Origin of the sequence: Algibacter sp. L1A34, assembly GCF_009796805.1 — a bacterium.
In the GTDB taxonomy this organism is placed as follows: domain Bacteria; phylum Bacteroidota; class Bacteroidia; order Flavobacteriales; family Flavobacteriaceae; genus Algibacter.
In genome coordinates this window covers 2419767-2436659 of record NZ_CP047029.1, presented here as the reverse complement: position 1 = coordinate 2436659, position 16893 = coordinate 2419767, and the positions used below count along the sequence as shown (strand labels likewise).

The 16893-nt window shown below is 32.1% G+C and carries 14 protein-coding genes; all 14 read right to left on the bottom strand.

The genetic code is table 11. The annotated features are described in order from the left end of the window. Positions 1 to 11: 11 nt before the first annotated feature. Entirely contained in the window at positions 12 to 1751 is a 1740-nt protein-coding gene (locus tag GQR97_RS10385; protein WP_158848096.1) for a restriction endonuclease subunit S, read from the bottom strand. Between the two features lies 1 nt (position 1752). Then, complete coding sequence (locus GQR97_RS10380; RefSeq protein WP_158848094.1) at positions 1753 to 3183, bottom strand: class I SAM-dependent DNA methyltransferase; 1431 nt, start codon at positions 3181 to 3183, stop codon at positions 1753 to 1755. After that, positions 3183 to 5555 (bottom strand): EcoAI/FtnUII family type I restriction enzme subunit R, encoded by a 2373-nt coding sequence (gene hsdR / locus GQR97_RS10375; RefSeq protein ID WP_158848092.1) that lies wholly within the window; start codon positions 5553 to 5555, stop codon positions 3183 to 3185. The genes GQR97_RS10380 and hsdR overlap by 1 nt, the downstream gene beginning before the upstream one ends. A 142-nt stretch (positions 5556 to 5697) precedes the next feature. Further along, positions 5698 to 6558 carry a DUF6371 domain-containing protein gene (locus GQR97_RS10370; RefSeq protein ID WP_158848090.1) on the bottom strand — a complete coding sequence of 287 codons (861 nt, stop codon included), beginning with the start codon at positions 6556 to 6558 and terminating at the stop codon, positions 5698 to 5700. Positions 6559 to 6621: 63 nt separating this feature from the next. Continuing rightward, positions 6622 to 6819 (bottom strand): hypothetical protein, encoded by a 198-nt coding sequence (locus GQR97_RS10365; protein ID WP_158848088.1) that lies wholly within the window; start codon positions 6817 to 6819, stop codon positions 6622 to 6624. Positions 6820 to 6822: 3 nt separating this feature from the next. Beyond that, positions 6823 to 7869: an AAA family ATPase gene (locus GQR97_RS10360; protein ID WP_158848086.1), complete on the bottom strand. Its 1047-nt coding sequence runs from the start codon at positions 7867 to 7869 to the stop codon at positions 6823 to 6825. 5 nt (positions 7870 to 7874) lie between these two features. Then, positions 7875 to 8381, bottom strand: coding sequence for a hypothetical protein (locus GQR97_RS10355; protein WP_158848084.1), 507 nt, complete (start codon positions 8379 to 8381; stop codon positions 7875 to 7877). A gap of 5 nt (positions 8382 to 8386) precedes the next feature. Next, positions 8387 to 8641, bottom strand: a complete 255-nt coding sequence (locus GQR97_RS10350; protein WP_158848082.1) for a hypothetical protein — start codon at positions 8639 to 8641, stop codon at positions 8387 to 8389. Positions 8642 to 8759: 118 nt separating this feature from the next. Next, on the bottom strand, positions 8760 to 9734 hold the full coding sequence (locus GQR97_RS10345; protein WP_158848080.1) for a hypothetical protein: 975 nt from the start codon (positions 9732 to 9734) through the stop codon (positions 8760 to 8762). After that, positions 9735 to 11042 carry a tyrosine-type recombinase/integrase gene (locus GQR97_RS10340; RefSeq protein ID WP_233267516.1) on the bottom strand — a complete coding sequence of 436 codons (1308 nt, stop codon included), beginning with the start codon at positions 11040 to 11042 and terminating at the stop codon, positions 9735 to 9737. 1607 nt (positions 11043 to 12649) lie between these two features. Continuing rightward, entirely contained in the window at positions 12650 to 14602 is a 1953-nt protein-coding gene (locus tag GQR97_RS10335; RefSeq protein ID WP_158851741.1) for a heavy metal translocating P-type ATPase, read from the bottom strand. Positions 14603 to 14631: 29 nt separating this feature from the next. Next, complete coding sequence (locus GQR97_RS10330; RefSeq protein WP_158848076.1) at positions 14632 to 15216, bottom strand: methyltransferase family protein; 585 nt, start codon at positions 15214 to 15216, stop codon at positions 14632 to 14634. A 52-nt stretch (positions 15217 to 15268) separates the two neighbouring features. Further along, the gene (locus GQR97_RS10325) at positions 15269 to 15685 is read right to left on the bottom strand and encodes a Fur family transcriptional regulator (RefSeq protein ID WP_158848074.1); all 417 of its coding nucleotides are present in this window, start codon (positions 15683 to 15685) and stop codon (positions 15269 to 15271) included. A 2-nt stretch (positions 15686 to 15687) separates the two neighbouring features. Next, positions 15688 to 16893, bottom strand: a complete 1206-nt coding sequence (locus tag GQR97_RS10320; protein WP_158848072.1) for an efflux RND transporter periplasmic adaptor subunit — start codon at positions 16891 to 16893, stop codon at positions 15688 to 15690.

Here is a 16893-nt window from a genome sequence, read left to right as displayed (position 1 = left end):
AAATTTAATTGTTAATTACTTTCCCCCGCAAAAACCTCACGCAAACAACTCTGCATTAACTGCTCACTATGCTCTTGGCTTTGTTGTACTTCTTGCTCTAAACTATCACATAAACCCATTAAAGCATTTACTTTTTCTACGATGGCTTTTTGTTCTTCTTTAGAAGGTATTGGTATTATTAATCTTGAAATTTCAGTACTATTAATATTTTTAACACCACTTGTTGTTCTTAATGGTCCTTCAATTGCTGTTCTTATCATTGCTGATTCTAACACTGTGTGTAAATAACTACTTTCAACATAATCAGTAAAAACCTGTAATCTAACGAGATAACCCGCAAAAGAATAACCTACACCAACATTAGTTACGACAGAACTTCTTCCTACTAAATTTTCACTGCCATTTGACCTAATTATTAATAAATCTCCTCTGCCTAATGATAAATCTTTTAATTCTCTTTCTGAAAGATTAGTTGTTTTTAAATCTGTTACATCTATTCCTCCATATTTTAAATTTGGTATTCTTAAAACTGGATTCACTCCTAATTTATAGTCACATTTTTTTGATGTGCCATATCGCAAATCTTTAAAAACATCCTGCATCCTACACCAAACCCAACCTTCAGGTAACTCATAAGGAATCTCCTCTTTAGTAATTTTCGGCAACGCCTTTTCCTTTTTTATTTTTTTGTCTTTAATGAGTTGCGCTTTCTCTTCTTGTATGCGTTTTAACAAAACAGAAGCATCTTCTGTATCTGGATTATTTACTCTCCAATCTGCTGTTAACTTACCTTGTACAGCTAATTGCAAAACCGTTTCTCGTAATTTTTTAATGTTGGTGGTTTCATTAAAGAAACTTTTAAAATGTTCTTGTAAAAAAGTCCATTCTTGGTTGGCATTATTGGTGGTAAGTTGGTTTAAAGCAGAAGTAACAAAGTCTTCTTTTAAACTAATACGCTCAACCGTTAATTGCTCTAATTGTTCTACTTCTTTAAAAAGGGTTTCTACTACTTTTACAATTTCTTTTTGTTCTTCTAGTGGCGGAAGTGGGATTGGTATTTCTCCAAAACTATTTATGGAAACACCTCCAATTATTCCTGTCATTTTACTTAGAAAAACCTCAAAGAAAACAGGTGCTTTATAAATTGATAAAATATAAACAGATTCAATATCTCCATACTGTTCTAAAGCATATAATTTATTTCCAAAACAAATATCTTCTGTTGTAATACCACATTTTTTACCAGCACTACCACCTTCAGAACAGATTAAGGCTGTATTCTTGTGAGCAATTTTAAACTTAGGCTCATCAAATGGTATTTTAACGCCATTATCATAATTTAAAGCTTCAAAACCATAATTAACATCTTTAGTACCTAAATAAGGTAAGCCCTCTTCAAGTCCCTCATACTTTGATTCTTTAATCGCTTTATTAACACTATTACCGTTGAATATATTACCTGTTTCAATTAGCCTTATCCAAACCCAATTTTGTGGTATTTCTAAATATTTTTCTTCCTTTTTTATTGGTTGAATAGGTTTTCCTTTTCGGACCTTTTTTTCTTTAATTAATTGAATTCTTTCTTTTCTTATTTCCTTCAATAATTCAGAAGCAGATTTAATATCTTTATTTTCACTTCTCCATTTACCTGTTAACTTTCCTTGAATTGCCAATTGTAAAATCAATCCTTTTAACTCTTGGGCATTTTTGGGTCTAACCGTAAGTTCTTTAAAATGTTGTAGTAACTGCATATTATTTTAAAGCTTCAGTTAATACATTTATAATTTCGTCTTGTATGCTAGAAATTTTTTGTTCAGTAGTTCTAAATTTTTCTAACAACACTTCTGGACTTGCTAATGTATCTAGCTCTTGGTGTGGGTTTTTAATATCTAAATTATAACCTCGTTTTTTAATCTCTTCAATAGAGACTTTCCAAGCTTGTGTGTTTTCTTCACGATTATTCCACCACGCCTTTTCTGTATCAAACTCTTTAATATGGATAGGCTTTCCTTTATTATAGCTTTTTACGCCATCTGGATAAGGATGCTCATAATACCAAACGTCTTTGGTTGGTGTGCCTTTTTCAAAAAACAACAAATTAGTTCTAATACCTGTATATGGATTAAATACTCCATTTGGTAAACGTACTATGGTATGCAGGTAGCATTTGTCTAACAACTCTTCTTTTAGGCGCGTTTTCATCCCTTCGCCAAACAAAGTGCCGTCTGGTAATACTATAGCGCAACGCCCATTGGTTTTGAGCAACTTAATTATTAAGGCTAAGAATAAATCGGCGGTTTCTTTGGTTCTAAACTTTTTAGGGAAGTTGGTTTCGGTACCATCTTCCTCTACCCCACCAAAAGGTGGGTTAGAGAGTATAATATCTAGTTTGTCTTTTGCTCCCCAATCTGCATAGGGTTTGCTTAGTAAATTATCTCTACGTACTGCTGGTAAATCAAAACCATGTAACATTAAATTAGTGGTACATAGTAAATGTGGTAATGGTTTTTTCTCAATACCACGTATGGATTTTTGTAATACGTCTCTATCTTTTGGTGTTTTTACTTGATTACGAACCGCATCAATAGTACAGGTTAAAAAACCACCTGTTCCACAAGCAGGATCTAATACGCTTTCTCCTAATTGTGGATTTATCATATCTACCATAAACTGCGTTACCGCTCTTGGTGTGTAATACTCACCAGAAGAACCTGCAGATTGTAAGTCCTTTAAAATGGTCTCATAAATATCATTGAACACATGACGTTCTGTGGTGCTATTAAAATCAATCTCATTGATAACATTGATGACTTGACGGAAGAGTGTTCCGTTTTTCATAAAGTTATAGGTATCGTCAAATACCGAACGTATAATTTTTGCTTGTGGACTTATGGTAATATCCAACTCTTTTAAAGCAGGGAATAATTCGGTTTCTATAAACTCCATCAAGGCATCACCTGTTAAGCCTTCATCGTCAGCTGCCCAGTTTTGCCATTTAAGATGTTCAGGAATTGGGCTTTCGTAATTATCTATTGTAATTTCCCATTCTTCTTCTTTGTCGGCAAAAATTTTCATAAACAGCATCCACACCATTTGCGAGATACGTTGTGCATCTCCATCTACTCCTGTGTCTTTACGCATAATATCGCGTATGCCTTTTATGTTGGTTGTTATGTTACTCATTAAGCTATATTGTATATTTCGTTTTCTAATTCTTTTATGGCTTGTTCAAAATCTTTCTTTTTTCCAAAAGCGCGTACTAATTCTACAGCAGAACCCATTTGGTTTAAGGGTTGTACTTTTAAAATAGAACCTTGTTCTATAGATGTTATACCTTCTTGTTCGTATTTATCTAAAAGACTATTTAATACTTTTTGTGCCGTTTCGCTGTATTTAGCAAAGTAGTTACGTTTGCGCACGTTATTTGCACGTTCTTGTCTGGTTAATGCAGGTTGGTCGAAGGCGATGTGACAGATTAAATCGAAATCATCCAAATCCTGACCTACTTCTTCACGTAATGCTTCTAATAACACTCCGTGTTCTGCTAATTCTTTTATGAGTTCTTCTTTCTTTTCAGAGTCATTCCATTTTTGGATAAAATCATCAAGCGAAGTAAACTCTTTTTCTATGTTCTTTTTAGAATAATCTTTTAAAGATTCTGTAATTAACTTTCCGTCTTTTCCATAATACTGTACACGCTCATTTACTACAGAAACAGGAATATTATTTACATAGTATTTTGTTACTTCGGTTTCTCCTCCTTCAATATCAATGTTTGGGTTAGTAGGTCTAAAATCGTCTGGATTTAAAGGCTCCTCTCCATTTGTAGGTTGTGTATTGTCTTCTTCCTCTGGCGGTACCACAGGTTCGTCTGGTGTAGGCTCATAAATTTGAACAGGATCACCATCAAAATCGGGTCTTGCAAAAATATTAGTAGCTTTTCTAAAATCCATTATGGTAAAAAACACTTTGCCTTCTGCTTCTCGTATTCTTGTTCCTCTACCAATAATTTGTTTAAATTCTGTAACGGATTGTATGTTAGATTCCAATACAATAACCTTTACCATTTTGGTATCAATACCTGTAGTTAACATTTTAGAAGTAGTGGCAATTACAGGGAAGCGTTCCTCTACATCTGTAAAATTATCTAATTCTTGTTTTCCTACTTCATCATCCCCCGTTATTTTTACACAATAGTTCCAATGCTTCGCTACTAAGTCTGCATTTTCATTTATTAATGCTTGTCTCATTCTATTGGCATGATCTATATCTACGCAAAACACAATGGTTTTTGCAAAACGATCTGTCGCTTTTAAGCATTCCGTTATTTTCTTTGCAACAACTTCTGTGCGTTCATCTATGGCTAGTTTTCTGTCATAATCTTTTAAATTGTAAATACGGTCTTCTACTTCATTTCCGTATTTATCGATTAACCCAGCAGTAGGACGCCAACCTTCATCTACATTCGTGGTAATTCTTACTACTTTATAAGGCGCTAAAAAACCATCAGAAATACCTTGTTTTAAAGAATAGGTATATACAGGTTCTCCAAAATATTCCATATTAGAAACATCTTTGGTTTCTTTAGGTGTTGCTGTTAAACCTATTTGTGTTGCAGAATCAAAATATGTTAGTACATCTCTCCAAGCAGAAGCTTCGGATGCAGAACCTCTATGACACTCATCTATGACTATTAAGTCGAAAAAATCCTTACTAAACTCTTTGTATGCGTTTTTATCTTCATCAGTGCTTGTTAATCCCTGGTATAATGCAAAGTATATTTGATACGATTTATCAATCTTTCTGTTTTTAATGATATGCATAATATCATTACCAAAAGGAGAAAAATCACCATTTTTGGTTTGGGTTAAAAGTGCATTTCTATCGGCAAGAAATAAAATACGTTTCTTGATTCCTGTTTTCCATAAACGCCAAATAATATTAAATGCCGTATACGTTTTTCCTGTACCAGTTGCCATGACAAGGATAATTTTATCTTGTCCTTTAGCAACCGCTTCTAAGGTTCTATTCACCGCATTTTGTTGGTAATATCTTGGCGTCATACCACTATCATCTGCATAATAGTCTTTTTCTACAATTTCTTTTGCCTCAGGAGTATCAATATTTGTATGCTTTAAGTACTTGTTCCATAAAGTTTCTGGAGACGGAAAATTATCTAACGTTAATTCTTCTTCCAAAGTTCCGTCTGATCTTGTTTTATCATGAAATACAAAAGAATCTCCATTGGAAGTAAATACGAATGGAATTTGCAGAATTCCTGAATACTCTAAAGCTTGTTGCATGCCATGTCCAACGGCTTTTTTATTGTCTTTTGCCTCAATTATAGCTATGGGAATATTGGACTTGTAATAAAGGATATAATCTGCTCTTTTACTTTTTCCTCTTGTGTACATTTTACCTTGTACAATAATACGACCATCCGTAAAAGAAACTTCTTCTCTTACTTGTGTTCTCATATTCCAACCTGCTTTTTGAATGGCAGGATTTATAAATTTAGTACAAATATCTCTTTCAGAAAGGTCTTTCTTATTCATAAATTTATCTTATTCAAAAGTCGCTACTGTGTTTAATAATCTTGATATTATCAATTAATTATTAGGAGAGCGTTAAAAATATGAAATCCGTTGGATATACGACTACGGTTTTCCGTAATTATAACCAATTAAAATTATTAATTTACAAAGAGGTAAGAAACACATCTACTAAATCACTACCATCTTCTAGGTCTCTATTTTCTAATAGATTACTACAACTTATAGCAAACTCCGATTTCTGTAATCTTAAAACCCTTGTATTCCAATCTTGGAATTCCGTTTTATCAGGAAACACAACGATATTATAATCTTTTATAGGCTTAAGAAGCTCCTCTTTTAAGTTAGCTTTAGACCCTGTAGCTAGCCATAGGCAGTGAGGAAATAATATACTCATAATTATGGTTGTTTTCTCGGACTCTACAATACAAACCGTATTACTGTTATCGTAATCACATAAATTATGTAATCCAAACAGACATTGCTGCAATACAAAGCCTTTTACTTGTAATACCTTATGCATCCAATTGATGTGTGGATATGGTTTTTTAACTCTTTTGCCAGTAATATTGTCATACAACATGACTTTACCTGCACAAATATTCATTTGTTCATCTACTTGCCAAAAAATGGTTGATCCATACCAATGGCTGGAAGTACCTATAAAATATTTTTTTATCGCATGTTTTACATCTACAGGTGCAAAGTACTTTAATAAATAACTTATAAAGTTATTATTAGTATAGTTTCGACCATAAGCGCCTAAAACAGATTCGTTGTGAGACGATGGCAGTTGCTGTACAACATGTGTATTACAATTAACTAAAGGTTGATTTCCTTTTGGTGACTTATGATATTGGCATTTACTTTCTCTATCACATCTACCTGAATCTTCATTTATATAATTATTTGTTTCTACATCTATATACCGCACAAAAGTTTTCTTGCCGCAAGATGGACATTTGTATTTTTTACTGCTTTTATCTAAAGTGTATTTGTAATTCATTTTCAAATTTTATGTTTCGTACCACTCGTACCTATAATTAGGTACGAGTGGTACGAGGTATGTTTACGGGGTTCTTATTTTATTAAAATGATTATCTAATAAATATCTGATACCATCTTCCTCCGTAAAACTTGGTAATGGTTTTACTTTTCTTTTTATACTTTTTTTAGGTTGTGTTTTAATTTCGAGCATATTACATAGCCTTGCTAACTCCTCTTTAGGAAGCGCACTTGCTATATTATATACATCGTTAGCATTCATGGATTACAGACCTAAGGCTTTTTTACGTTTTCTAATAGCCCCTTCAGACAAACCAAACTCTTCTCCAATTTTAACGTTGGACATACCTTGACTAATTAAATCTTTCATTAACTCATCACGTTCTGATACATCATTATAAACAGACTGCTTTAAATGCTCTTTTTCTGATCCATACTCAACAAACCCGAAAGACAAAAAGTTATACTCCTTTTTTAACTCACATACAATCACATTTTCATTGTGAAACACGTGCTCTGTATTTCTCTGTTTCACCTGCAATAAGTACCTTAACGAGGGACTCAGAGCACTTCCTCCAATAGCAAAAGAGCTATCACAAAAATTCATTAACATTTTACTCCCTGCTAAATCATTTTTAGTTATTGGTTTTGAGGCATCACGTTTAGGTGTATGTGCCAATACTAATATTGACACATTACTCTTCTTAGTGAGTTGTTTTAAAAGCTTCATGAGCACTAAAGCATCTTTTGCTCGCTCGTTATCGCTTTTCAAAAAGGTTAAATTATCAATGATCACAACACCTGCATCTCTTTTAAGAATTGTACTTTCAAGAGATTTAGTCAAAAAATCTTCAATACCATTGTATTCTTTTGGAATATCCACCTCAGTATTTATTTCTGCCCTTAAAAAATTAGTATTAAAATTGTAATGGTTTTGGTAGTTCTCTGAACATCGATTCTCAAATTGTTTATCTGAAAGCTCAAAATCTAGATACAACACTTTTTTAGGCAGACATTCATTAATAAACCCTGGAATTGCAATCCCTTGACTTAAGCTATCGGCTATTTGCACTGCCAAAATAGACTTACCTATATTAGTATCTGCATATAAAATACAGAGTTCGTTTTCATGCCAAAACTGACTAAAAAGCATATTTGGAATAGGACGATTTTTGGCTTCATCAATCCATTGATTAGCCGTTTTAACAATAAGACACCCGCTTTCTGCTTTTTTATTGTTCAATATCACTTCTCTCTTCTGGATTTCCTTATTAATTTCATCACAGAACTTCTGTTTATTTTTTACAGCCATAACATCTATGATTTATGAGACCATACCTCATTCATTAACATATTGTAATTAAATGATAAATGGTTATTAGGAATAGAAAAAACAAAATGTTTGTTCTCATAGCTAGACTCAACTAGAAATCTATTAATATCGCTTAGGACTTTTACGAACTCAAGCTTTAATTCTCTAGAAAACGAACTTTCTAAAATTACGAGTTCAACTTTATTTTTTAAGTTATTAATAACATTATGACTATTAATTTCAACTGGCTGCATATACTTACAGAAAAGCCATGTGAGCAGATAAGTAAAATCAAATGATTCCTCATATCTTTTCTGTGAAGTCTCTTCAATTGGTCTTAAATATATCGATTCGGGCAAATCAAGACAATCATCTTCATAACTATCTTCACTCACATGATTAGTAAGTAAATCTCTTAAATACACAGATAAACTCATGTCATTTAGAGTAGCTAGTTCTTCAAGCTGATGTTTTACAGCTTCATCTATTCTAAGATTAATTTTTGCATCCATAATTTTTAGTTTTGAAGTGAATAATTAGCATCATCAGATTTTTTAAACCTAACGCTGTTTCTAAACTTAGAAAATAGATGTTCTATAATGTTGGTAATTTCAAAAGACTCTATTAAAGAGATAAGTTCTTTCTGAAATTTGTTCTTAGAGGTATTCTTGGAATTCGCTTTAAGCGCCTCTTCTTTTGTAGATAATCGTATTAAGTTATCTGATTGACAGATAACACGATTTAATTTTTTAAAACTTGATTTTAAATACATAATTATAATAGATTTTAATTTATCACAATTAAGACCTATTATAACTCTGCATCAAGGGATTAAAAAGGGTAATTCAGGGTAATTCAGGGTAAAAACATAAAGATTAGGGTAATAGTACTTATACCCCTTCTGGTTTTGAAAATAGCTCCCATTTTTTTGTGTAATAATCCAGTCTTTTTACATATTCCTGATTGCTCGAATCAGATACTTTTAAAACCCCCAATTTTTTGATTTTATAATGTTTTGCGATTTCTTCTCGAAAAACTTTTTCAACAACATGAATTTTATGAAGATTCTTTAGACTAAAAAATAAGGCTACCAAATAAGAATGATACTTATCTCTAATTTCATTAATACAAACATCTATAAACCGAAGGACATCTATTTCCATTTTGCCTTCAAATGCTTCATAGAGTAAATCTACTCTTGATTTAGGAGAAAAACAGGTTTCCTTTTCAAATTCATATTCATTATTTAGATCCAATAAAGTAATTAAATGACCTTCGAAGTTAACAATATCTACAACTGTGAGGTTAGTTTCAAATAATTCACGATTGAAATAAGCTCTATTACCCGTCAAGAATTGAATAATTAAATTACGCTCTTTTTCTAAATCAAAAACAGCCATATCTTGCCGATTTTTTAAAGACTTAAAAACACTTTCTAATCTTGGTGTTCCATTATTATCCATTTTCAAAAAGTGGTATTGCTTAGGGCATATTGATTCAAATATATTCATAAACTGATCTCTAGCATATTGGTAAGTATCTCCCTTCTGCTTTCCATAAGTCAATTTATCAAAATCACTAAAAAAACTGTATGACGCCCCCTTAATACCTCCTTTATAAACAGCAATAAAAAAAAGGTATATCTCTTTAAGTAATTCTTTGACAGGTTTACAATCATATACCATATCCTGTATATATCCACTCCCAATTATTTGACCTATATTTAAATCATCACGTTTTGTTGTTAATTTGAGCACCTCTTTCTTTCTAAAAAGATTTTTTTCAACTAAATAGCTATCTTGATGAATGGCTTCTTTATTAATAAAATCTTTATCCGTAATAATCCCGAAATACTTTGAGTCCATTTAATTTAAGAGATTTGAATAGTCATTAGGAAGTGCGGCATCTATATCTCGAAGATATTGTTCAAGCGCTTTCATTGTAGAATGACCAGTTATTAATTGTAATTTACTTTTCACTTCAAAAGGAGAAGCCGCCTTAGCCATTTCTCTGTATAACTTAGTTATAAAAGTATGTCTAAAGCTATATAACCCATAATTTACCCCCAAGCCAAAGTGATCTTTAACCTTTTTATATTTTTTTGTGTAAAAATCCCTTTTATTGGTTTCTGCTGTCTCCCAAGCTCCACCTATTTGAGTATCTGTAAAAAGAAAATCATCTTTACTGAAACTAGACAAGTCGGGTATTTCATCAATTAATATATTGGGGATTATTTTAATTTTTACAGGCTGATTTTTAGCTTTCAGGTATAACTTCTTATCAACTAAATCAATATCACCAACTTTGAGTCGACAGACTTCTATTGGCCTCAAAAAATTGTAACACACAAATTTCACAAACAAAAGCAATAAAGGATCTTCCTTTTTCATGTAACTAAAAAGATCTGCTTGCTGTTTAGGAGTATAAGTCTTATTTCTTTCTGGTTTTGCTTTTAAAACATTAATCTTTTTGACAAAGTTTTCTTGTATCACTTCATTGTCTTCTAAAATTTGATAAAAAGACGCTAAATCTGTACGTGTATTATTTCTATTTCTAGGGCTAGAATTTAGTAATACATCATTCAAATATTGTATTACCGTTTTTTTATTGATTAAAGTCATGGATTTCCCTCCCTTTATGTCATTTAAGTCTAACCATTTTTTAAATCTCGTAATACGACTTCTAAACTTCACAAATGAGTTAGGGTTCATGACTTTACTTTTGAGACTTAAAGCAAGCTCAAAAGCTTCATCAAGACTTAATGACACCTCCTGAATTGGTTCAACAGTAGGCTCAATACTTACTACAGGAGCATGAATGACATTAGGCTTTTTATCAGTAAGCTCTTCTTTCCCATCTAACCTTCTCTTTAAATAATCACTTAACTCGCTATTATCTTGATAAGGATTAAAACCTTCTTCCAAAACAATAGACAAACTTTTTGCCATCATTTTTAAAATATGATGTCGCGATCGTTTATCAGCATATTTATTTACACCTCCCTTAATATTGGTTTGGCGTTCTAACCTATTTGTTTTTGGATTACGAAAAGAGTAGTATATGTACCATGGTTTAGCTAGTGCTGCTTTTTGCTCTTTTTTAGTAAGCTTTGACCAAGAACTAATGTCAACGCCTCCTGCATAAATTTTAGGCTCTGAAAAGTTTACCTTCATAGGGAAATCGTGTACTGTTTCGTGTACTCTTTGTAAAAGTAAGAAAATTGACGACATAAAAAAACGGATTGTGAGAACACAATCCGTTAGTTTTATTAGCATGAAGCTTAGTAGCGGGAACTGGACTCGAACCAGTGACCTTCGGGTTATGAGCTCCGTGTTTAACAATTTTTAAACACGTTTACTGACTTCACAAGCCTTCAAATTATAAAATCGTATGCAAAAACGTATGCAGTTTTTAGTTTTCGGATTATTAAAATAATACGTGCAAGTTAATCAAAATTTCGCATACTGAAATTTTAAAATATTTAACATAAAACTTTTGGACTTGCAACAAAAAGTTGAACAATTAATTACGAAATTTAAGCTGCCACATTTTCGTTGTAGTTTAGGATTCACTAAAAAGGAGAAGTCTACACTTCTATTTACTTGGCAGGAATACTTTAAAGGTTTGTTCAAATTTACGTTGAAAAGTAGACAAACTCATGTAACATAAAAAAGCTATTGATAATTTCATCAAAATAGGGGAAGATCTGAAAGTTATTTAAGTTTTTAATGTCAATCTCAGTTTTATTAAAATCAACTAGACATAAGAATAATTATAGTACAAAAATATAATATGAGTAAAACGGCGAATAGAACTTTTTCTGTTCTATTTTACATAGATGCAGATATTGCGCCTTTAGGTCTATATCGTCAGCATTTATGTAAAAGCCGTTTTATATCCTGAGTTTCATTTATATTCGTAAGCTATAATGTAGTATTATGTAAAATATCCCAGAAGCATTTGTTTTCATAAGAATAATTGGAACTTGGGTCATTAAACTAATAAGCGGTTTGCTTCGCAGCGTTTAAAAAACATTTGTATCTATAATTAGCCGTTATGTAAAATAGCCGCTACCAAGCGCTCGATTGTTTTATAAAATCAAATTGCTCTGGCAATTTATTTTACACACAATTATCCAACGCTTGCCAGCACCAAAATAAAAGCTAACCTTTTTGCTCTTATTAAAAATCGCGTATTCGATAAAATGTACGTAATAAAAAATTTTAGACGATTCTCGTGGCTTTCCGTAAGAGCTTAAATTTTATGAAATCGACTTTCCAGGAGATTCACGAACACCTTTAAACTTCAACAGTACATAAAGATGTGAGTAAAAATAAAATTCTAAGCACTTACTATATTCTCTAGTTATTATTTAAACTTTCTTTTTTGATTGCAACTATTAATATTATGTAAAATAGAAATTAATATTTTAAACTTCTAAAGGTTTTATTAATTCTTTTTTTCTTGATAAAAAAAGAAACAAAAAAATCAAGACTGCATAAACTTTTGGAAACAATTACGCCTCGTTACGCTATATTTTAGGAAGCATTTTAACTAATCAAGATTGCTTTGAAATTCGTTGCATATTTTGTAATAATTAAAAAGCATTACTACTAAACCCCTAAAATATGTACGCTCCTCTCACCTATTGTTTTACCAAAATTTTAAGAGGTCAAGTTTAACATCGAGGTTCTATTTTACATAAAATAATAAAAAACATTTAACTTAAACCCACATAATTTCTTTTTGTGGAATAACAAAATACAGAGGGTTTTGGGTACTAACTCCAAGTCATTTTCTGTAATCGTACAGCGTTTAAGATTGCTAATAAAGCCACACCAACATCTGCAAATACTGCTTCCCACATTGTAGCTAAACCACCTGCTCCTAAAATCAGTACAATTACTTTGACACCAAATGCTAAAATGATGTTTTGCCAAACGATTTTTCTTGTGGAACGACTAATTTTAATCGCCTTTACCACTTTTGAAGGTTGGTCTGTTTGAATAATAACATCTGCTGTTTCAATAGCGACATCACTTCCTAAACCACCCATTGCAATTCCTACATCACTTGCTGCTAAAACTGGCGCATCATTAATTCCATCACCAATAAACGCAATTTTATTTTCTGGGTTTTGTTTTAAAAGCTCGACTTCATTTAGCTTGTCTTCTGGTAATAAACCGCCTTTAGCTATTTCGATTTTTAATTCGGAAGCTACTTTTTGAGTAATGGAATCCTTGTCGCCAGAGAGCATCATTATATTTTTGACACCTACTTTATGTAACGCAATAATCGTTTCTTTTGCATCTTCTTTTAATTCATCTGCAATGACAACATAACCTGCAAATGAATTGTCTACAGAAACTAATACTATAGATTCTACGATAGTTTCCGTTTCCTCTAAAACATTAATATTATTGGCTGTCATTAGGGCTTTATTACCAACTAAAACAGTCTTGCCATTCACGATACCTTTTAAACCTTTGCCTGCGATTTCAGACACTTCGGAAGCTTCATAATCTTCGCCTTCTGCTTTATATTCCAAAATGGCTTTAGCGATTGGATGTGTTGATTGTTCTTCCATAGCCATCAGGAACTTCATAAACTCTTTTTCATCCCAACCAATTGCTTTGATTTCTTTTATTTTGAAAACACCTTTAGTAACTGTTCCTGTCTTATCCATTACCAATGTATTTATCTTGGTCATTGCATCTAAAAACGAAGCTCCTTTAAATAAAATTCCATTTTTTGAAGCTGCTCCCAAACCGCCGAAATAGCCCAAAGGAATAGAAATAACCAAGGCACAAGGACAAGAAATCACCAAGAAAATTAAGGCTCTGTATAACCAATCTCTAAAAACATAATCATCTACAAAAAGGTATGGTAGAAACGTAACTCCAATTGCTAAAAACACAACTATTGGCGTATAAATACGTGCAAATTTTCTAATGAATAATTCTGTTTTAGATTTGCGAGCTGTTGCGTTCTGTACCATATCCAAAATTCTTGCAATGGAACTATCTTTAAATTCTTTGGTGGTTTCTATTTCAATTACACCGTCCAAATTAATGCTCCCAGCAAATACTTTTTCGCCTTTTGCAATCGTATCAGGTTTGCTTTCGCCTGTTAATGCTGCTGTGTTGAATGAGCCTTTGTCGGAAAGTAGAATCCCATCCAAAGGGATTTTTTCTCCCACACGTACTTGCACTTTTTCGCCAAGTTCAACCGTTTCGGGACTTACCAATACATAATCATTGTTACGATAAACCAAAGCTTCATTAGGTCGTACATCAAGCAAGGCTTTTATATTTCCTTTTGCTCTGTTTACTGCTGCATTTTGGAATAATTCGCCAACTGCGTAAAACAACATTACTGCAACACCTTCAGGATATTCGCCAATGATGAATGCGCCAATTGTTGCAATGGACATTAAAAAGAACTCTGTAAACACATCGCCTTTTTTAATACTTTCCCAACCTTCCTTTACAACAGGAAGTCCGACTGGCAAATAAGCAATACCATACCATATAATGCGAATCCAATCCTTGAAAAAGGTAACATCAAAATAGTCTAACCAAATACCAATAATAAGCATTGAAAAACTTATGATTGCTGGAATATAGGCTTTTATATTACTGGAATTACCACTATGATTATGACCATCATCGTGACTGTGTTGCTCTTCTGAATTTGGTTTTAAATCTCTTAAATTGATTTTCTTTTTTTTCATCATTATTTAATTCTTTAGATAAGAAATATTTATATCCAACGTCTTACTTTTTTTGCATACTCTAAATAATTATTCTCGAATTCTCTTTTTAAAAACTCTTCTTCTAATCTAATTTGGGTATTTATACTAATTGTTGATAATGAAATTATTAATAATGTAAAAGTGTTTGGTATCACTAAAAACAATCCGATATTTGCTATCATAATACCAAGAAAAATTGGGTTTCTTGAAATTGAAAACATTCCATTTGTTACTAATTTAGTTTTGTTATTTTCATCAATCCCAATTCTCCAAGAATTCGCCATTTGGCTTTGAGAAATCCATACTACAATTAACGATAGAAACAAAAGTGCCCAACCAATCTTTTGTAAAGTAGAGTTTTCTAAATACCAAAATGGAAGCAAGTATTCATACCATTCACTTTTAAAAGCATAGATTCCAACAACTATTAATTCCAAAAACGAGATAAATGTAAATACCTTGCCATTAAATCCGTGAGCATCATCAGTTTTATTAAACGTAAATGGGTTTATACCTGTTTTTTTCCATAGTAATAAGGACCTTAATACAAAGACTAATAAAAAATATAATACGAGATAAGCGAATAATAACATAGTTTCTAATTTGATACAAAAATGCTTTAAATTTCAATGCAATGGAAGTGCATTATTGTCCACTACATTTATCACAAATACCTTTTACCACCAAGTTTACATTTTCTGAAACGAAGCCTTCTGGCACTTTAATCTGGGGAATTTTATGATCTGTTAAGCAAATGGTTACATTACAGTTATTGCAATGAAAATGCAAATGCAAATCGGTTTCAATCTCGCAATTACATCCGTTTTCACACAAAGCATATTTAGTAATTCCTGTGCCATCATCTATTTGATGCACTATCGCTTTTTCCTCAAATGTTTTTACTGTTCTATACAATGTCGTTCTATCTGCTTTATCAAAAGCATTTTCGATATCACTTAAAGTTACTGCTACTTGTTTCTCTGCAAGAAACTTATAAATAAGTAAACGCATTGCCGTAACTCGTATACTTTTTGACCCTAATAATTGTTCTATTGTTTGCATAATTAATGTTCGTGTTCTGTTTCGCCTTTTTTCATTTCAGCTATTAAATAATACGCATTATTATAAGCAAATTTTGTGGTTTTATCTTGTTCTTCAGTAAATTGAACTGCTATCCAATTGCCATCTTTTGCACTCAAAATAACTTCAATGGGTTTAAAGCTCCAATCATTATTTTCTCTTTCTGCCGAAAACACGAAAAATCTATCGCCTTCTTTTACTATGGCACTTTCGGGCAACGCCATAGTTTCCGTATTTTCTGTTTGAATTTTTCCTTGAATATACATTCCAGGAATAAGAATCCCTTTTTTATTCTCAATTTCTGCATGTACGTGTACCGCTTTAGGATTGTCTTCGAAAGTTTTACTTACCGAATATATTTGTGCTATTAATTCTTCATCTTGCATTGTTTGTACATTAAAGGTTACTTTTTGACCTTTCTTAACTTTATACACATCTTTTTCAAACACCATTAAATCAGCGTGAACGTGATGTGTGTTTACGATTTCAAAGAGTTCGGTTTGTGGTTCAACATACTGTCCTGTTTTTACTTCTACTGTTTGCACATAGCCTTCAATAGGACTGCGTAATGATATACTTTGAGCAATTGTTCCATTTCGTACTGATGAGGAATTAATGTTTAATAATCTCAATTGAGCTTCCAATCCCTTAACCATTGCCTTTGAGGCTTCATATTCTGCTTCAGCTTTTTGGTAATTTGCGCCAGATCCTACACCTGCATTGTAAAGTTTTTGTTGACGCTCATAATTTTTCTTTAAAAAATTACTATCACTATACGCATTTAAATAATTGGTTTGCATTTGAATAATATTTGGATGTGACAGATATGCCACTACTTGACCTTTATTCACTTTGTCTCCTTCAATCACTTCAATAGAAACTACATTAGCACCAACTACTGATGTTATGGCAGCTTCGTTTTGTGGTGGCACTTCTAAAGTCCCATTGGCTTCCACATAGCCACTCATATTGCGTGAAGCAATGGTGTCTATTTTCATTTTTAAGGCTTCAAACTGTTGTTCTGAAAGCATCACTTCTTCGCCTTCGCTATGGTCATCTTTTTCTTCAGTTTTTTGTTCTTCGTTATTAGAATGACCATCACCTGCTTTGTGGCTTTCTTTATTTCCGCAAGCAGAAACAAAAATGGATAACATTATTATGGTTAAAAATTTATATAATCTATTTTTCAT